22 protein-coding genes and 1 riboswitch are annotated in these 18,733 nt (G+C 43.7%); of the genes, 16 read left to right on the top strand and 6 right to left on the bottom strand.

The annotated features are described in order from the left end of the window. Positions 1 to 18 precede the first annotated feature (18 nt). From murA to tatC, 15 genes are all read left to right on the top strand, one after another. Complete coding sequence (murA, locus tag LIN78_RS08915) at positions 19 to 1,272, top strand: UDP-N-acetylglucosamine 1-carboxyvinyltransferase (RefSeq protein ID WP_227180447.1); 1,254 nt, start codon at positions 19 to 21, stop codon at positions 1,270 to 1,272. Further along, positions 1,247 to 1,663, top strand: a complete 417-nt coding sequence (locus LIN78_RS08910) for a hypothetical protein (protein ID WP_227180446.1) — start codon at positions 1,247 to 1,249, stop codon at positions 1,661 to 1,663. The genes murA and LIN78_RS08910 overlap by 26 nt, the downstream gene beginning before the upstream one ends. An 8-nt stretch (positions 1,664 to 1,671) precedes the next feature. After that, a complete protein-coding gene (gene hisG / locus LIN78_RS08905) occupies positions 1,672 to 2,313 on the top strand; it encodes an ATP phosphoribosyltransferase (protein WP_227180445.1) in 642 nt (213 codons plus the stop codon). A gap of 28 nt (positions 2,314 to 2,341) precedes the next feature. Next, positions 2,342 to 3,646, top strand: a complete 1,305-nt coding sequence (hisD, locus tag LIN78_RS08900) for a histidinol dehydrogenase (protein WP_264474563.1) — start codon at positions 2,342 to 2,344, stop codon at positions 3,644 to 3,646. 105 nt (positions 3,647 to 3,751) lie between these two features. Next, the gene (gene hisC / locus LIN78_RS08895; protein ID WP_227180444.1) at positions 3,752 to 4,831 is read left to right on the top strand and encodes a histidinol-phosphate transaminase; all 1,080 of its coding nucleotides are present in this window, start codon (positions 3,752 to 3,754) and stop codon (positions 4,829 to 4,831) included. Positions 4,832 to 4,836: 5 nt separating this feature from the next. After that, entirely contained in the window at positions 4,837 to 5,430 is a 594-nt protein-coding gene (gene hisB, locus LIN78_RS08890; protein WP_227180443.1) for an imidazoleglycerol-phosphate dehydratase HisB, read from the top strand. Then, complete coding sequence (gene hisH / locus LIN78_RS08885) at positions 5,427 to 6,086, top strand: imidazole glycerol phosphate synthase subunit HisH (RefSeq protein ID WP_227180442.1); 660 nt, start codon at positions 5,427 to 5,429, stop codon at positions 6,084 to 6,086. The genes hisB and hisH overlap by 4 nt, the downstream gene beginning before the upstream one ends. Positions 6,087 to 6,109: 23 nt before the next feature. After that, a complete protein-coding gene (gene hisA, locus LIN78_RS08880) occupies positions 6,110 to 6,853 on the top strand; it encodes a 1-(5-phosphoribosyl)-5-[(5-phosphoribosylamino)methylideneamino]imidazole-4-carboxamide isomerase (protein ID WP_227180441.1) in 744 nt (247 codons plus the stop codon). A 39-nt stretch (positions 6,854 to 6,892) separates the two neighbouring features. Further along, complete coding sequence (gene hisF / locus LIN78_RS08875) at positions 6,893 to 7,663, top strand: imidazole glycerol phosphate synthase subunit HisF (RefSeq protein WP_227180440.1); 771 nt, start codon at positions 6,893 to 6,895, stop codon at positions 7,661 to 7,663. Between the two features lie 39 nt (positions 7,664 to 7,702). Further along, complete coding sequence (gene hisI / locus LIN78_RS08870) at positions 7,703 to 8,098, top strand: phosphoribosyl-AMP cyclohydrolase (RefSeq protein ID WP_227180439.1); 396 nt, start codon at positions 7,703 to 7,705, stop codon at positions 8,096 to 8,098. Positions 8,099 to 8,117: 19 nt separating this feature from the next. Beyond that, on the top strand, positions 8,118 to 8,450 hold the full coding sequence (locus tag LIN78_RS08865; RefSeq protein ID WP_227180438.1) for a phosphoribosyl-ATP diphosphatase: 333 nt from the start codon (positions 8,118 to 8,120) through the stop codon (positions 8,448 to 8,450). 45 nt (positions 8,451 to 8,495) lie between these two features. Continuing rightward, positions 8,496 to 8,828 carry a histidine triad nucleotide-binding protein gene (locus tag LIN78_RS08860; RefSeq protein WP_227180437.1) on the top strand — a complete coding sequence of 111 codons (333 nt, stop codon included), beginning with the start codon at positions 8,496 to 8,498 and terminating at the stop codon, positions 8,826 to 8,828. 46 nt (positions 8,829 to 8,874) lie between these two features. Then, the gene (gene tatA, locus LIN78_RS08855; RefSeq protein ID WP_227180436.1) at positions 8,875 to 9,108 is read left to right on the top strand and encodes a Sec-independent protein translocase subunit TatA; all 234 of its coding nucleotides are present in this window, start codon (positions 8,875 to 8,877) and stop codon (positions 9,106 to 9,108) included. Between the two features lie 52 nt (positions 9,109 to 9,160). Then, a complete protein-coding gene (gene tatB, locus LIN78_RS08850) occupies positions 9,161 to 9,724 on the top strand; it encodes a Sec-independent protein translocase protein TatB (protein WP_227180435.1) in 564 nt (187 codons plus the stop codon). Continuing rightward, complete coding sequence (gene tatC, locus LIN78_RS08845; protein ID WP_227180434.1) at positions 9,721 to 10,443, top strand: twin-arginine translocase subunit TatC; 723 nt, start codon at positions 9,721 to 9,723, stop codon at positions 10,441 to 10,443. The genes tatB and tatC overlap by 4 nt, the downstream gene beginning before the upstream one ends. Here the strand turns inward: tatC and LIN78_RS08840 are convergent. Beyond that, positions 10,440 to 11,630: a BaiN/RdsA family NAD(P)/FAD-dependent oxidoreductase gene (locus tag LIN78_RS08840; RefSeq protein WP_227180433.1), complete on the bottom strand. Its 1,191-nt coding sequence runs from the start codon at positions 11,628 to 11,630 to the stop codon at positions 10,440 to 10,442. The two genes, tatC and LIN78_RS08840, sit on opposite strands and share 4 nt — an antisense overlap. A gap of 74 nt (positions 11,631 to 11,704) precedes the next feature. Then, a riboswitch (yybP-ykoY riboswitch) is annotated at positions 11,705 to 11,894 on the top strand. 4 nt (positions 11,895 to 11,898) lie between these two features. Here LIN78_RS08840 and LIN78_RS08835 point away from each other — a divergent pair. Next, on the top strand, positions 11,899 to 12,471 hold the full coding sequence (locus LIN78_RS08835; protein WP_227180432.1) for a TMEM165/GDT1 family protein: 573 nt from the start codon (positions 11,899 to 11,901) through the stop codon (positions 12,469 to 12,471). Positions 12,472 to 12,501: 30 nt separating this feature from the next. Here LIN78_RS08835 and LIN78_RS08830 read toward each other — a convergent pair whose 3' ends face one another. From LIN78_RS08830 to LIN78_RS08810, 5 genes are all read right to left on the bottom strand, one after another. Further along, positions 12,502 to 13,491, bottom strand: coding sequence for a class I SAM-dependent methyltransferase (locus LIN78_RS08830; RefSeq protein ID WP_227180431.1), 990 nt, complete (start codon positions 13,489 to 13,491; stop codon positions 12,502 to 12,504). Further along, positions 13,488 to 13,982, bottom strand: a complete 495-nt coding sequence (gene coaD / locus LIN78_RS08825; protein WP_227180430.1) for a pantetheine-phosphate adenylyltransferase — start codon at positions 13,980 to 13,982, stop codon at positions 13,488 to 13,490. Before coaD ends, LIN78_RS08830 begins: the two co-directional genes overlap by 4 nt. Positions 13,983 to 14,040: 58 nt before the next feature. Further along, positions 14,041 to 15,927, bottom strand: coding sequence for a potassium transporter Kup (locus LIN78_RS08820; RefSeq protein ID WP_227180429.1), 1,887 nt, complete (start codon positions 15,925 to 15,927; stop codon positions 14,041 to 14,043). Between the two features lie 163 nt (positions 15,928 to 16,090). Next, complete coding sequence (gene xerD / locus LIN78_RS08815; RefSeq protein WP_227180428.1) at positions 16,091 to 16,999, bottom strand: site-specific tyrosine recombinase XerD; 909 nt, start codon at positions 16,997 to 16,999, stop codon at positions 16,091 to 16,093. 9 nt (positions 17,000 to 17,008) lie between these two features. Next, positions 17,009 to 18,667 (bottom strand): hypothetical protein, encoded by a 1,659-nt coding sequence (locus LIN78_RS08810; protein ID WP_227180427.1) that lies wholly within the window; start codon positions 18,665 to 18,667, stop codon positions 17,009 to 17,011. Positions 18,668 to 18,733 lie beyond the last annotated feature (66 nt).

Genomic DNA, 18,733 nt, shown 5'->3' with positions numbered 1-18,733 from the left:
AAGAACATCTGGATATATATGGACAAGCTAAAAATCACTGGTAACGGCCCTCTTAAAGGCGAAATTCGCGTTTCTGGCGCTAAAAATGCAGCACTTCCTATTTTATGTGCATCGCTTTTAACTGGCGAGACATTACGCCTAACCAACGTTCCGCAACTGCGTGATGTTCAGACTATTCAAAAATTACTGCAAGGTATGGGCGCGCGCGTCATGACTGATAACGTGCACGAGTACGAACTGACTTGTGCGAATATCGATAAACTAGAAGCGCCGTATGAATTAGTAAAAACCATGCGCGCGTCTATTTTAGTACTGGGCCCAATGCTTGCTCGCTTTGGCGAGGCACGTGTTTCATTGCCTGGTGGTTGCGCTATTGGTGAACGTCCTGTTGAACAACACATTAAAGGCCTAGAAGCCATGGGCGCGGAAATCACCATTGAGCATGGCTACATCCACGCCAAAGCTTCCCGTCTAAAAGGTGCAAGAATCGTTACCGACATGGTGACGGTAACAGGTACTGAAAACTTACTAATGGCCGCGGTATTAGCGGAAGGCACCACCGTATTAGAAAATGCGGCACAGGAACCTGAAGTAACCGACTTGGCAGAGTGCCTCATTAAAATGGGCGCAAAAATCACCGGACTTGGCACAAGTACATTAACTATCGAAGGTGTAGACAAACTGCATGGAGCTGAACACGCAGTGATTGCCGACCGTATCGAAGCGGGTACCTTCTTGTGCGCCGTCGCAATGACCGGTGGCGATGTGACGCTAACGCACGCAAGACCCGACACATTAGATGCTGTGCTAGATAAATTACGCGAAGCAGGTGCAGACATTTCTACGGGCGCAGATTGGATTCGTATCGTGATGAATCAGCGTCCAAAAGCAGTTAGCCTAAGAACCGCACCATACCCAGCCTTCCCTACCGATATGCAAGCCCAGTTTATGGCAATGAACACAGTGGCTGAAGGTACTGGCGTTGTGACAGAAACCATCTTCGAAAACCGTTTTATGCATGTTCCAGAACTTCGTCGTATGGGCGCAAGCATTAATGTGGAAGGCAATACATCAATTATTCAAGGTGTCGCTGGTCTATCTGGTGCAACCGTGATGGCAACAGACCTTAGAGCCTCTGCATCTCTAGTCATCGCAGGCTTAATTGCCTCTGGCGAAACGATTGTTGATCGTATTTACCACCTTGATCGTGGCTACGAACATATCGAAGCAAAATTAGGTGGCGTCGGTGCTCAAATCGAACGAATCAACTGAATTAGAAGCGAGTGCAGCAGCACTCGCCAATGAAGAGCTATCGCACAAGCTGAAGCAAAAAATTGAAGAGTTAGAATCATTAAGCACGACGTCTAACTCGCCTTTAGATGCTGAGAAATTCAGAAAGTCTGCTTTTCGGTTACGTGTCATGCAAACCGAAAGCTCCGTTTTTGAATTGGTCGGAAAGCAAATTTCATTAAATAAGTTTCGACGCCAATCAGATGCCAAGGCCGAAATTGCAGAATTAGCTAAGTTTGCAAAATTAAAACCCGAGCAACAGCAAGTGGCTGACTTATACAGACAACTAAATATGGCACTTCTTGGCGCCATATTCCCGTACGCATTGAGCATCGCATTCTTTTTATTTTGCGCCATCTGGCTATTTGATTGATATTAGAGATGATTACACTTGCACTATCCAAAGGCAGAATTTTTGAAGAAACAGTACCACTGCTAGCAGCAGCAGGCATTGTTCCGCTAGAAGCCCCAGAGCAATCCAGAAAACTGATTATTGGTACAAATAGAGAAGATGTCCGCCTGATTATTGTCCGCGCATCAGATGTACCTACTTACGTTGAATATGGCGCAGCAGATATTGGAATTGCAGGTAAAGATGTATTGCATGAGCATGGTGGCAATGGTCTTTATATGCCACTAGACCTAAACATCGCAAAGTGCAAACTAATGGTGGCCGTTCGTAAAGGGTTTGATTATGAAGCCGCAACCAAACGTGGCTCACGGTTACGTGTTGCAACTAAATATACAGACTCAGCTAGAGAACACTTTGCCAACAAGGGCGTTCATGTCGATTTAATCAAGCTATATGGCTCAATGGAACTCGCACCATTAGTCGGATTAGCAGACGCGATTGTCGACTTAGTTAGCACTGGCGGTACGCTTAAAGCAAATAATCTTGAAGCAGTTGAGCACATTTATGATGTGAGTTCACGCCTAATTGCAAACCAAGCTTCATTAAAATTAAAAAGAGATCGCTTACAGCCGATACTCGACGCCTTTGCCGGCGCAGTAAGTAAAGATTGATTTTGACGTTCACCCGATTGAGCAAAAGATGGCCTTCATTCGCAAATTAAACTCTTCTGATAGCAACTTCTACTCATCTCTTGATGAGTTACTGTCTTTTGACGCCACTTTATCTCCAGAGATCGAGAGCCGTGTAGCAGCCATTTTGGCCGACATCAAATCTCGCGGGGATGCGGCGGTTATTGAGTACACCAATCGTTTTGATCGCAGAGAGGTGAAAGAGATTGGCGAATTAGAAGTTTCTCAAGAAGAGTTAAAAGCGGCATTTGACCGCTTGCCTTCGCACGAACAGCAAGCGCTTCAAACGGCGTGTGAACGAGTAAGAAAATACCATCAACATCAAAAGCAAGCATCTTGGCAATATACCGATGAAGATGGCACGCTGCTCGGACAGCAAATTACTCCGCTTGATCGAGTAGGTATTTATGTACCAGGTGGAACAGCAGCATATCCATCTTCTGTATTAATGAATGCTATTCCTGCTCATGTGGCAGGGGTGCCAGAAATCATTATGGTTTCACCGCTTCGCGGCGGGGCAGAACAAGATCGTGTAATGGGTGCTGCTTGGCTTGCAGGCGTTACTCGCATCTTTACCATTGGTGGCGCACAAGCGGTTGCCGCACTCGCCTTTGGTACAGAAACGATTCCTGCAGTGGATAAAATCACAGGCCCAGGCAACGCTTATGTTGCAGCAGCCAAACGACAAGTATTTGGCCAAGTGGGCATTGATATGGTCGCAGGCCCTTCAGAGATTTTGGTCATTTGCGATGGAAAAACTAACCCAGACTGGGTTGCAATTGATCTATTTAGTCAAGCTGAGCACGATGAAGTGGCGCAGGCTATTTTACTTTGCCCAGATGAGGCATACATCACAGCGGTTGAGCAAAGCATCGAAAAACTACTGCCTGAAATGCCTCGCGCTGAGATTATCCGCACCTCATTAAAAAATAGAGGGGCGTTAATTAAAGTTGCAGACTTAGATGATGCCTGTGCAATTGCAAACCGCATTGCACCAGAACACCTAGAGTTATCCGTTGAAGAACCAACCTTACTCGCAGCAAAAATTCGCCATGCAGGTGCAATTTTTATGGGAGCCTTCACATCTGAATCACTAGGTGATTACTGTGCGGGTCCAAACCATGTGTTGCCAACCGCTCGCAGCGCGCGCTTCTCCTCACCACTAGGCGTGTATGACTTCCAAAAAAGAAGTAGCCTAATCTGTGTTTCACCAGATGGTGCACATGCGCTAGGTCAAGTAGCCGATATTTTGGCAACCGGTGAAGGTTTACCTGCCCACGCATTAGCAGCAAGGCTTCGTGTAAGAACAGAATAAATTCAGGCACTAACGGGTCGAATCAATCACTGCCGCATTTGGCCCGATCTGTTACAATCATGACAACAGTAATATATTTTTGATACTGACAGTAGAATTAATCATATGTCTATCTCTCCAGCATCCGTCTTTCGCGCAGACGTGATTGCACAAAAAGCGTACCAAGTGCACGACAGCGATGGCTTCATCAAGATGGATGCAAATGAGAGCCCGCATCCTCTTCCCGCACATTTAAAGCAAGCACTTGCAGAGCGTCTAGCGAATCTAGATTTAAATCGCTACCCAGACGGCGCCGCTAGACATTTGAAAGAAAAACTACTAAACCAATTAGGTTTATCGAATAAGTACGATTTACTGTTTGGCAATGGTTCTGATGAGTGCATTGGCTTACTGATGCAAGCCATTTCAGATGGACAAGCCAAAGTAATGGCGCTAGAGCCAACATTTGTTGTTTATGGTTTAGCAGCAAAGAACTTTCAGCTTAACTATGTTGGCGTGACATTAAATGAAGATTTTTCAGTTAATGTGGAAAGAACACTTGCCGCGATTAAAGAACATCAGCCCAAACTTCTGTTCCTAACACCGCCAAACAACCCTACAGGCAATATTTTATCAGCGGAAGATGCAAGCAAATTAATTGAAGCTACGCCTGGCCTAGTTATTATTGATGAAGCCTACGAAGCATTCTCTCGTCAGCGCTTAATCTCACTGCTAGATAAGCATGACAATCTACTGATTATGCGTACTTTCTCAAAGATTGGTGGGGCAGGTTTACGTCTAGGCTACTTAATTGGCCAACAGAAATGGCTAATTGAATTAGATAAAATTCGCATGCCGTACAATATCAACAGCCTCACTCAGGTCGCTGCTGAGTTTTTGCTAGATCATGCAGAAGTTATTAACCAGCAAGTAAAAACTGTCATTGCGGCTAGAGATAGTCTCATTTCTGCATTACGCGAATTTGCAGAACTGACCGTCTACCCTTCTGAAGCAAATATGTTTGTTGTTCGCTATGAAAAAGTCAGAGACCTTCATTCGTGGCTAAACGAGAAGAAAATATTAGTAAGACAAGCTTACAATTGGCATCCATTACTAAATAATTGCATTCGCATCTCTACCGGCACTGCTGAAGAGAATGCTGCATTATTATGCGCCATTTCCGAATTTTTTAAGAAGCAGAGCTGAAGATCATGCGCCAGGCTACCGTGACGAGAAACACTCTCGAAACACAAATTACGATCTCTATCAATTTAGATGGAACAGGTATTTCTAAGTTAGATACTGGCGTTCCATTTTTTGACCACATGCTTGATCAAATTGCACGTCATGGATTGATTGATCTAGAGATCAAAGCGACTGGTGACTTACACATCGATGCGCATCACACGGTAGAAGACGTCGGTATCACGCTTGGGCAAGCTTTTGCAAAAGCTCTTGGTGATAAAAAAGGGATTACTCGCTACGGGCACAGTTATGTGCCTTTGGATGAGGCGCTTTCTCGTGTAGTGATTGATCTGTCTGGACGCCCAGGATTGGAATATCACATTCCATTTACCAGAGCGACCATTGCCAATTTTGATGTCGATCTATTCTTAGAATTCTTCCGTGGCTTTATCAATCATGCAGCCGTCACCTTGCATATCGATAATTTGCGCGGCATTAATAGTCACCATCAAGCAGAAACAGTTTTCAAGGCATTTGGTCGTGCGTTACGTATGGCCGTATCCTTTGATGAGCGCATGGCAGGTATGACGCCATCAACCAAAGGAACACTAGTCGGATGAGTACCAAACAAAGAATTGCTATTGTTGATTACGGCATGGGCAACCTTCGCTCTGTTTATCAAGCAGTTAAACATGTCGCAGACGAGCATGATGTTGTGCTCACACATGATCCTGAAATCGTCGCGTCCGCAGACAAAGTTATTTTCCCAGGACAGGGCGCCATGCGTGACTGCATGAAAAACCTGAATGAATCAGGGTTACGCATCGTCGTTGAAGCAGCGGCCAAAGAAAAACCCTTCTTAGGTGTTTGTGTCGGCATGCAAATGTTGTTTGAACACAGTGAAGAGGCAAATACCGAAGGGCTAGGTCTATTCAAAGGACGCAGCCTTAGATTTCCAGCAGCATTAATGATTGATGAAGTCGGTCAAAAACTAAAAGTGCCTCACATGGGCTGGAATAACGTCAAACATGCACGACAGCATCCAATTTGGCAAGGCATCGATAACAACGATCGCTTCTACTATGTGCATAGCTACTTTGTGCATCCAGTTGATACCGATTTGGTCATTGGTGTTTCAGATTACCCATTTACATTTTGTGGTGCGATTGCCAGCGAACAATTAGTTGCTGTTCAGTTCCACCCAGAAAAAAGTGATAAAGCTGGCCTTCAACTTTATCGTAACTTTGTAAACTGGGACGGTAAAACGTCCTCTTAATTAACTATTCTCGTGATTAGATCATGCTGATTATTCCCGCTATTGACCTGAAAGATGGACTTTGTGTCCGTTTAAAACAAGGTGACATGAACGCCACTACCGTTTTCTCTGAAAACCCTGGTGAAACCGCCAAACTTTGGAGAGATCAAGGAGCTAAACGGCTTCATGTAGTGGATTTAAATGGCGCCTTTGCTGGCAAGCCAAAAAATCTACCTGCCATTAAAGAAATCTTAGCTGAGGCGGGTGATATGCCTGTACAGCTAGGTGGTGGCATTCGCGATCTAGATACCATTGAAAAGTATCTAGATGCAGGCATTAGCTACGTCATCATTGGTACAGCCGCAGTCAAAACACCAGGCTTTCTTCATGAAGCGTGTGATGCATTCCCTGGCCACATCATTGTTGGCCTAGATGCAAAAGACGGCATGGTAGCAACAGATGGCTGGAGCAAAATTACTAAGCACGAAGTTGTAGATCTTGCAAAACGATTCCAAGACTATGGCGTAGAAGCAGTGATTTACACTGACATCGGCCGTGATGGCATGTTGACAGGCGTTAATATTGACGCAACCGTTCGCCTAGCGCAGCACCTAACCATCCCAGTCATTGCCTCAGGCGGATTAACTGGACTAGATGATGTTCGCAAGCTATGTGAAGTAGAATCCGAAGGCATTATGGGTGCAATCACAGGTCGTGCAATTTACGAAGGTACGATTGATTTTGCAGAAGCGCAAAATCTAGCAGACGAACTATCTGACTCTTATTAATCATTACTAGGGGCTGCTTTTGCAGCCATCTGATGCACTATGGCTTTAGCTAAACGTATTATTCCATGTCTTGACGTTACCAATGGTCGCGTTGTAAAAGGCGTTAATTTTATCGGGTTGCGTGATGCAGGAGACCCAGTTGAAATCGCCAGAAGATATCAAGAGCAAGGTGCCGATGAACTCACCTTTCTTGATATTACCGCTACCTCAGATGATCGAGACTTGATTCTTCACATTATTGAAGACGTTGCTAGCCAAGTGTTTATCCCGTTAACCGTTGGTGGTGGTGTAAGAGAGGTCGCAGATGTTCGCCGCCTCTTAAATGCGGGCGCTGACAAAGTCAGCATCAACTCTTCTGCTGTAAAGAACCCACAACTTGTAGCAGATGCCGCTGGTAAATTTGGCTCACAAGCGATTGTTGTTGCTATTGATGCAAAAAATACAGGCAGTGAAGAGTTTCCAAAGTGGGAAGTATTCACCCATGGCGGCCGTAACAACACAGGTTTAGACGCCGTTGAATGGGCACTAAAGATGGAAGCGCTTGGGGCTGGGGAAATCCTATTAACCAGCATGGATAGAGATGGCACCAAGAGTGGCTTTAACCTACCGTTAACCAGAGCGGTATCTGACATTGTAAACATCCCAGTCATTGCTTCTGGTGGTGTTGGTAACCTTCAACACTTAGTTGACGGGGTGATGGAAGGCCATGCTGATGCGGTACTAGCGGCAAGCATTTTCCACTTTGGCGAATATACGGTACAACAAGCCAAAGAAGCGATGCATGCGGCAGGCATTGAAGTACGCCTCTAAAACAATATATTGACGCTCCCTTGTAATAAAGTATTTGATATGACGCAGAATACAGACTGGCTAGATCAGGTAAATTGGAATGCGGATGGCCTTGTTCCAGCGATTGCACAAGATGCCAACAGCGGCAAGATTCTGATGGTTGCTTGGATGAACAAAGAAGCCTTAGCACTTACCGCGAAACTAGGGACGGCACACTATTACAGTCGCTCTAGAAAAAAGCTCTGGCATAAAGGTGAAGAGTCTGGTCACTTCCAAGATGTTAAAGAGTTAAGACTCGACTGCGATGCTGACGTGATCTTACTGCAAATTACGCAGCAAGGCGGAATTGCCTGCCATACAGGCCGTGAAAGTTGCTTCTATAGCGTATATTCAAACGGCCAATGGGAAGCTGTAGATCCGATTTTAAAGAACCCCGATCAAATTTATAAATCATAAACTTCACTAGAGTTTTTAGATGACTGCGTTAAATAACCAAGATATTTTATCTAGAGTGGCAGAAACAATTGAGTCACGTAAAGAAGCATCACCAGATAGCTCATACGTTGCCAAATTATTCTCTAAAGGCCCTGACGCAGTTCTGAAAAAAATCGGTGAAGAAGCGACAGAAGTCGTTCTAGCAGCAAAAGACCAAGACAAAGCGCACATTGTCTATGAAGTCGCCGATCTTTGGTTTCATACCATGGTGCTATTGGCGCAGCACAATCTAAGTCCAGAAGATATCACCAAAGAATTGGCAAGACGCGAAGGACTTTCTGGCCTAGTAGAAAAAGCAGCAAGAAAAGAATAAGCGATTACGGTACACCGACCACTCATCCTATAGAGAGCGAACCCCATGAGCGATTGTATTTTTTGCAAAATCGTAGACGGAAATATTCCTGCAAAGAAAGTCTACGAAGATAACGATATGATTGCCTTCCATGACATTCGCCCCGCTGCAAAAGTTCATATTTTAATCATTCCTAAGTTACATATTTCCTCCCTATTGGAAGTAAACGACTCACATCAGGAACTGCTTGGCAAAATGATGGCCAAAGTACCTGTTTTGGCGAAGGAACTTGGTTTGAATGACGGATTTAAAACCAATATCAATACGGGTTTAGCTGGCGGACAAGAAGTGTTCCACCTTCATGTTCATGTTTATGGTGGCGGTCCTGCGTCAAATTAAACATTCAGTCATAGACTGATAATTTAGCTAGTCATTAAGGATTTTTATGAAAACCGCTTTATCAAATTACAAACGCCAACAAGGCTTTTTAAGCATTCAACATTTATTAGTCGTATTAGTCATTGTTGTACTGATTTTTGGCACTAGCAAATTAAAAAATATTGGTAAAGACCTTGGTGGTGCAGTAAAGGGGTTTAAAGATGGAATGAACGGCACTGATGATGAAAAATCTAAAGAAACCGGAAAAACCATCGAAGGTGAAGCGAACAAAAAAGACTAATCTTTTTTGATTACCTTTTTCGTTCTAATAACTTGTTGCCGAGGTTGGGTAAATGTTTGACATTAGTTTTGGCGAGCTAGCAATTATATTTGTTGTGGCGCTGCTCGTTCTTGGCCCTGAACGCTTACCCAAAGTAGCCCGGACAATCGGTAAAATTGTTGGTCAAATTCAGCAACATGCATCTCACCTCAAGCAAGAGTTAGCCAGAGAGGGTGAATTAGCAGAGTTGCGAAAAATCCATGAAGAAACGACGCGCAATCTACAAGAGGTAGGGCAACAACTTATTGCCCCATTACACCAAGCTGAGCAGCAACTTTCAGAAGCGGCTCAGACTTATACAAATGAAATCTCACAAGCAACAGCATTATCTACAGTACAAACAGAAACAAAAATCGAAAACGAAGAAGACAAAAAAGACCTGTCTGCTGCTGAATTAGCGATTAAACCAAATGCTATGCCAGCGCAAGAAGTATTAGAAGAGAACAAAGCGTCAGATGTAAAAGAAGATATTCAACCTGCCGCTATTTCGACTACAAAAACAACCGTTCAAACCGCAGATGCAGATGGTCAACTAGACTTATTTGCCACGCCTACAGCCAACGAAAAACAAGCATGAGCGACCTGCCACAAGAAAGCTTGCTTTCCCACCTAATTGAATTACGAAATCGACTAGTCAAAACACTGGCCGTATTTGCTATCGCCTTTTGCATTGCAATTTATTTCTCCGAGCATTTATACGAAATCCTGACACAGCCACTGATGAAGTTCTTACCCGGTGGATTAATTTCTACGGGTATTACTTCTCCTTTTGTCGTTTTGATGAAAATTGCTGCATTGGTAGCCTTTGTGGTTACCCTGCCTCACACCCTGTTTCAGATTTGGGCATTTATCGCTCCAGGTCTATACGCACATGAAAAGAAACTGCTGCTTCCATTTATCGTTTCGGCAACCATTTTATTTTTAGTTGGCATGTGCTTTGCCTACTTTTTTGTATTTGGCATGGTGTTTAAATTTATCGCCAGCATTCTCCCGCCGAATATGAGATGGACGCCAGACTCAGGCACCTACTTTGAATTTATTCTCAATATGTTCTTCATGTTTGGACTGACTTTTGAAGTACCAGTAGCGGTAGTGCTGATGGCAAAGATCGGCGTCGTCAAAATTAAGCAATTAAAAGAAGCAAGACCCTACATTATTGTAGGGTCCTTCGTCATTGCAGCCATTGTCACTCCACCAGATGTTGCCTCTCAACTAATGCTTGCAATCCCTCTGTGGCTACTATTTGAAGCCGGCGTATTGGCGGCCCAAATTTTGGTCAAGCCAAAATCAAATTAAACAGCTTGTCCTGCGGCTTGGGCGCTTGCCCAAGCCCACTGAAAATTATAGCCACCTAGCCAACCCGTCACATCTACAGCCTCACCGATAAAATAAAGGCCTTCTAGCTTCTTGACCATCATGGTTTTAGAGTCTAACTCTTTCGTATCCACTCCACCCCGCATCACTTCCGCCTTCTTAAACCCCTCAGACCCATTTGGAATGACAGCCCATTGATTAAGCGATTGCCCCAATTGTCTCAGTGATTTATCAGAAATATCAGCTAATACTTTATTCATCAAACCATGCTTGGATAACCAAAAATCTAGTAAACGACGTGGTAATAACTCGGACATCACTGTGTTAATTTGTTGTTTACAGCCAAGTTTACGTTCAATTAACCATGAAGATAAATCAACCTCAGGGAGAAGATTGATTAAGAGCGCATCACCATGCTGCCAGTAAGATGAAATTTGTAATACCGCTGGGCCAGATAACCCTCTATGAGTAAAAAGTAAGTCCTCTCTAAACTCGCCACCGGAGGAGGAACGAATATTTACTTCCAACGAAATACCAGCCAATTCAACAAAGGGCTGCCATACATCTTGGGCGAATGTCAGAGGCACTAATGCAGGCCTAGGTTCAACCACTTTTACTTTATATTGTCGCGCTAACTTTAAGCCAAAATCTGTTGCGCCAATTTTAGGAATAGCCATTCCCCCTGTTGCAATGACGATGCTATTGACCAATATTGACCCTGCAGAGGTTTCAACCAACCAGCCAGCTTCACTCTGATCAATATTGAGAACAGATGTTTCCATCGACCACTTCACTCCAGCCTTGTCACATTCATCAGCCAGCATATCAATAATTTGCTGGCTACTGTCATCGCAAAACAGTTGACCTTTATGCTTCTCATGCCACCGAATTTGATACTGACTTAACAGCTTTAGAAAGTCTTGAGGCGTATAGCGAGCAAGTGCAGAACGACAAAAGCGCGGGTTTTCAGAAATATAATTCGCTGGGCTTGCATATAAATTGGTGAAGTTACATCGCCCACCGCCAGAAATACGAATTTTCTCTGCAAGTTTACTCGCATGATCAATTAAGATGACGTGCTTACCTTTTGCAGCGGCCACAGCTGCGCACATCATGCCAGCAGCACCTGCACCAATCACAACCACATCCGCTTTTTTAAGACTCTTCATTCCCTACCCAGCATTCATTTTAACAATACACAAACCAGCAACCTCTAGTATAACCAAATAAGAAGTGTTATTATCTAGAAGTCTTTGGGGAGTAGCCGACCTGTTTTACAGGGGCTTGTATCAACACACTTGCCACACATGGCATGGTACAAGCATTCTCAATCTGCACAGCAGACCAGAACTGGCAAGACCTTTGACCCATGTCCGTCTCGTTCAGAGCCGCGGCGGCAGGGTCAATGGTTACGTTGCGGCTCTGGGAGACTTTCAAATGCTTGAAGCTTTTCTTACCTCTACTGGTGTTGTTGCACTAGCAGAAGTCGGGGATAAAACCCAGTTACTGGCCATTCTTTTGGCTGCTCGTTATAAAAAATCCACACCAATCATTCTTGGCATTTTTCTAGCCACTATTGTCAATCACTTATTTGCTGCTGCAGTTGGCCAATGGTTAACCGCTTTAATTTCTCCTGTCACACTGAAATGGATTTTAGGCATTGGCTTTATTGCGATGGCTGCGTGGTTATTAATCCCGGATAAAATTGATGAAGATGCCCCCATTAAAGAGAGCCTAGGTATCATCGGAACTACCATCGTTGCTTTCTTTATTGCGGAGATGGGAGATAAAACCCAAATTGCCACTGTCGCACTTGCCGCTAAGTATCATGCGGTTGTAGCAGTTGTGGTTGGCTCTACGCTTGGCATGATGATTGCAAACGTTCCCGCTGTATTATTTGGTGAAATTGCGGTGAAGAAATTCTCACCTAAAGTCGTCCACGCTATTGCAGCGGTTATTTTTGCGATTATCGGGATTTCGGTGTTACTTGGTATGAAAATAGGGCTCTAAATGGTGCTAGATAAAGGCGGAACGCCGCCTTTATCGATGACGAATTTCAAAGCACTGATGTATTTTTTTGTTACGAAAATCTTCAGGAATACTCGAGGAGGTAACGTCTTTCACATCCGCCATCGCAACCACTCCCGCGTCCATTTCAAAAGATCGAAGGTTATTAGAAAAGAATAAAACGCCATCTCTAGCTAACAGGGATAGGCATTGGCGAATCATCCAAGGATGGTCTCGTTGTACGTCTAAGATGCCTAGCATTTTTTTAGAGTTTGAAAAGCTTGGCGGATCTAAGACGATAATATCAAATTGCTTACGCTCATCGACCGCATCACGTAACCAACTAAACACATCTGCTCGTGTCATTTTATGTTGGATAGGAGAGATGTTATTTAACTCAAAATTTCTCGCCGTCCACGCTTGGTAAGTATTCGACAAGTCAACCGTCTCAGAAGAAATAGCGCCCCCCATGGCTGCGTAAACTGAAAAACTCCCTGTATAAGCAAAAAGATTCAGGACGCGCTTCCCTTTAGCCAACTGCCCTACCTTCATCCGAGTTGGTCGATGATCTAAAAACAATCCCGTATCTAAATAAGCGCCTAAGTTCACCCAGAACTTATATCCACTTTCATTAACAACGAAATCCTCACCAACTTCCCCGGTCTTCTCATATTGAGATTCGCCTTTTTGGCGCTGACGTAACTTAAACCAAACATTTGACTCAGGAAGCCCAAGCACCTCTATTACGGCCAGCTTAACAGCAGCCCCCCATGCCAAATGCTCTTCTTCGGTTTGTTTCCAACCGGTATCAAACTCTTGAATACACACACGATCTTCATAGAGATCGATTGCAACAGGAAACTCTGGGATATCCTTATCGTAAATGCGATAACAACTAATATCTTGCCGTTTCGCCCATTTTGCCCAGTGCTTACTATTCTTTAATAAGCGATTACGTAATGGAGAAATATCGATTGCAGCAACGACTTCGTTGCTCACAGGAATTTGAATGGAAGGTTTCATCTATCTAGGTTTTTAGCTTTAAATAATTCAAGAACAGCTTCAGGCACATACTTCCCAAGAATGGACTCCCATCCTTCAGGACCAACCATCCCTTTCACCATTGTTGAACTTACCTCTGCAATTTCTCTCGGAGGCATAAGAAAAATAGTATTTACAGAGGGTACTAAGTCATCATTAATATAACGCATGTTGCGCTCATATTCATAATCACTACTTGTTCGGATACCTCGCAAAATATACTGAGCACCCTGTGCACGTGCATAATTCACTAAGAATTGATTATCAAACGAATCAACCCTTAGGTTTGGCAAATGCTGAGTGGACTCCTTGAGCATGTCTAAACGCTCGCTGCGGGTAAAGGTATATTTCTTATCAGGGTTGATACCAACAGCGACAATCAACTCGTCAAATAGCTTCACACCTTGCTCGATCATCCAGAGATGCCCTTTGGTGAGCGGATCAAAGCTTCCTGCATAAACGGCTTTATTCATCACAACTCCTGAAAGAACATCTATTTCAGATGATCATCAATCTTCACATCGCAGCAGTTTACAACTCGACCTGCGTACCAAGTTCAACCACACGGTTGGTTGGAATTTTAAAGAAGTCTGTTGCTTTCGTAGCGTTCTTTGACATCCAGACGAACAGTTTTTCTCGCCAAATCGCCATGCCAGGAACTTTACTAGCAATTAGCGTCTCTCTCGCCAAGAAGAATGATGTTTCCATCATATCAAACGAAAGTTCGTGCATTGACTCGCATAGACCTAAAATCTGGTGAATATCTGGCTCTTCTTTAAAGCCATAAGTTGCTTCTATTCTCCAGAAATTATAGCCCAATGACTCTACTTTTAAGCGATCCTTCTCTTCAATATAAGGCACATCTTCAGTAGCCACCGTCAGTAGCACATTTCTTTCATGAAGTACTTTGTTGTGCTTTAAATTATGTAGTAGTGCATGTGGGACACCAGTCCGACTTCCTGTCATAAAGACAGCAGTCCCTTCCACTTGGTGTGGAGGGTGTGCGCCAACACTTTCAACAAACATATCTAATGGCAACGCATCTTCAGACAAACGCTGAAACAGTAATTCACGTCCACGTTTCCATGTAGTTAACAATGTAAAAGTCACTGCACCAATAGCAAGTGGGAACCAACCACCCTCAGGAATCTTAATTGCGTTTGCAGCAAAGAAGGTCAAATCAACAATTAGCAGCAAAGCAATACCAACACTAATTAAACCAATATGCCATTTCCAGATGCGGCGCATCACTACGAACGTTAAGATCGTTGCCATCACCATTTCTGTTGTTACTGCAATACCATATGCTGCGGCCAAGTTGCTTGAAGACTTAAACGAAACGACCAGCAAGATAACAATTAGCATCAACAACCAGTTGATGAATGGAATATAGATTTGTCCAATTTCTTGTTCAGAGGTATGCAAAATATCTAGTCTTGGGCAATACCCTAATTGAACCGCCTGCCTTGCAACAGAGAACGCACCGGAAATAACCGCTTGAGAAGCAATTACCGTTGCAAACGTTGCCAAGATAATCATCATCCAACGAATTGACTCTGGCACTAGTAGGTAAAATGGATTTACCACTGTGGTTGGGTCATTAATAATCAGCGCACCTTGGCCAAAATAATTTAAGACCAATGCAGGCAAAACAAATCCAAACCAAGCAGCACGGATTGGGAAACTTCCAAAGTGCCCCATATCGGCATATAAAGCTTCTGCACCAGTAATGGCAAGCACAACAGATCCCATCACAAAGAATGCATGAATTTTGTGCTCTACAATAAAGGTAATTGCGTAATACGGGTTAAGTGCTTTTAGCACCATTGGGTGGGAGACAATTTCGGTGAGACCCAATACACCTAACGCACCAAACCATAGCAGCATAATTGGGCCAAATAGCTTACCCACACTGGCAGTGCCAAATCGCTGAATCGCAAAAAGACCGATCAACACTGCAATCGCAACAGGCAGCACATAATGTTCAAGCGCAGGGTTAATGAGTGTTAACCCCTCAACGGCAGATAGCACGGACACAGCGGGCGTAATCATGCCATCGCCGAAGAACATGGACGCGCCAAAGATACCCAGCACCATCAAAAACCATCTTGTTCTGGTTCTTTCGGTACCTCTTAAAGCGAGTGCCATCAGCGCTAAAATTCCGCCCTCGCCATTGTTGTCTGCTCGCATAATAAAGATGACGTACTTAATTGAGACGACGATCATTAATGCCCAAAAAATGAGGGACAAAATGCCGTACACACTGTCAGGCGAAAATGGGATTTTGTGGCTACCACCAAAACATTCTTTTAGCGTATAGAGAGGACTGGTACCGATGTCTCCGTAAACCACACCAATTGCGCCAAGAACCAAAGCTCCAACACCTTGTGTGCGGTGTCCGTTTGCATTGCTACTCATGCAACGTTTCCTATTTAATGATTATCTTGAAGGGGGGATATTGCAGTGCACGAATCCTATCAGCTTCCAACCTCGAAGTAAAAGGATTGCGCATTTCAGATCTTATTAGTAGGCTTATTCGACAACAGGTATATAACTAGCTGTCTGATACAGCCAACACTCACTATTTACGTGGGTGATGCTTTGCATGCAATGCCTGCAATCGGTCTTTCGCGACATGCGTATAAATTTCTGTCGTTGAAATATCTGCATGTCCCAACAAAACTTGCACCACTCTCAAGTCTGCTCCGTGGTTTAGCAAATGCGTAGCAAACGCATGCCTCAAATCATGTGGGGAGACGCTTTTATTAATTCCCACCGCGATCGCCGCAGAGCGAATTAACTGCCAAAAATATTGCCGTGATATTGGTTCTCCACGGCTTGAAACAAACAAACATTTTTGTACTGTGTTCTGCACGAGTTTAATACGCCCATCCTCGAGATATGCAGCAACCTTTTTGGCGGCAATTTCACCTAGAGGCACAATCCGCTCTTTCTTTCCTTTTCCAAGTACTCTAAGCATGCCATCCGCTATATTTACTTGATTCACCGTCAAACCAATAATCTCAGACACTCGCAATCCAGTTGCATACATGAGTTCGAACATCGCGGAGTCGCGCATGCCTAGCGGGGTAGACGTATCTGGATAGTCTAAAATTCGTTTCATTTCCTCTTCAGAAATTGAAACTGGAATTGACCGTGGAATTCCCCGTATTGAAACCTTGGCAGCAGGATTATCTTCTCTCAAGCCTTCTTTTTGAAGGTATATATAAAACTGTCTAACGGCAGAGAGCTCCCTTGAAACACTAGCTGCTTTGACTTTACCAAGACGCTCCTGCATAAAATGTTCGATATTATTTGCAGTTACTTTTTCGACCAAAAGATCAGCAGCCCCCTGCTCTAGAAACTCGAAAAACAACACAAGGTCTCGTCTATAGGCTTCTAAAGTATTTTCACTAAGTCCACTCTCTAATCTCAATGAGCGCATAAAGGGAGTAATCCACTTGTGTGCCAAATCAGTAGCTAGCGTCATGTAATGTCTTTATTTCTTTGTTTTAGGTGTGATTGAAGCGACGTTATTTTGCTTTGACTTGTTTACCACCATTTTTTGCTGAAGCAAGTCAAACTGAATTAACTCCTCAGACTGTCCAAGTCGCATTAAACCAAGACGGTACAATGTAGCTACGTTTGGAGGCAAATGGCCACCTGTCTCTGCCATGAGCTTACCTGACATCGCAATTACAGTTTGCCAGTCATCAACCATGGCAGCCATTTCAATTACGTTAGGCGTGACTTTATCATTCAGTAATTCACTCGATTTATCCTGAATTAAACGCCAATAGCTAGGCATTAAGTCGGGTGACGTCCTCTGAATGGCTGAAAGTGATTTTTTTAGAAAGCCAATATTTTTCTCACCAATCCCTCCATCACTCTCTATCCAACGCTGAATCTGGGTAATTAATCCTTGACCGACATTTGCTTCCATTCCAATAGAAAGGTATGCACTTCTATCTTCAACGGGCATTACGTTGACTTGCGTTGTTAAGACCAGCAACTTCTCTGCTGCCGAGGCTTCTGTATTTGAAATGCCTTTGCTGAGCCGAACCAAAGATGCAGCAGACAAATTGCTGATCCATTCAGAATAATTGGGAGCAACCATGCGAGCCAATCGCCATTGCAAGATGGTTTTATCTTCAAAGCCTTGCATGATTAAAGCAAACTCATCCCCTTGCACATTTTGGGCCTTCGTATCCAACACCAATTTGCTCAGCAACGTATTTTTAATCCAAACCGCATTAATTGACGCACCATCTTTTAGCTCATGCAACCAAGCTTCTTTATCACCTTCCAGCAGCATTAACTTATTTGCTTGTCGTTCCCCAATTTGCTGCAAAGCCTGTATTGCTGCAAATTTTGAAGCTTCATCTAAAGGGTTAGCCAGATTCAGCTTCATTACTAGCGCTTTGTACTGCAACTCATCATCTTGCAGGGTTTGCGCCAGCCAAATATAGAAATCCAGCTTTCTCAAAGATATAACTGGTTGATTAGATTCAATTTCTTTAGTTAACACGCTTTTTAGTACTTCATCACCTACATAGCCCTGACGCCAATTGGCAACAGCCAAATAAAACGCAGGTGCCTTTAGTTCTTGCAGCACACTAGTGAGCGTATTTAAGTCTGTCTTATGTTGAACGGCGATGACCATTGCAGGCAAAATCCAATCTACAGGGACTGGGTTACCAAGCGCGACTTGCCGCCGAGCCTCTCTAATTGCCTCATCAGGCTGCCCCATCTTGATGAGTAAGAGTATTTGCGCTTGCGCAGCCGATTGTTTCTGGGAAACTGTAAGCGTTGCTTCATTTGCCATTACCTGTGCCAAATAGCGCTGAGCAGCTATTTCATCAGAATCAATTAAGAAGGTGATTACTTTCAATGAATCATCTGGGTTATCAGTAATTACACCTGGACTTGAGTTCACGACCTCAAGCGCATTGCTCCACTGCTTCAATTTGACATAGGCACCCAATAATAGCGCTGACTGATTTTTCGGTGCGGATGCATTCAGAGGTGCTTTTAGTGTTTGCAATGTAGAGAATGGTAAGTTTTGCTTTAGCAAATATTCGGAGCCGTTCTCTTCGGCATGAAGCGAATTAATCGTTAAAGCAGAACTAGTAATCAATAACCATTTTAAATATCGCATAACAAGACGCACCCAAAATAACAATGGAATAAAATCTAACACAACTCTCAAATTAACTAAAATCAA

This window comes from Leeia speluncae, from assembly GCF_020564625.1.
Lineage (GTDB): Bacteria > Pseudomonadota > Gammaproteobacteria > Burkholderiales > Leeiaceae > Leeia > Leeia speluncae.
This window is presented reverse-complemented; position numbering and strand designations above follow the sequence as displayed.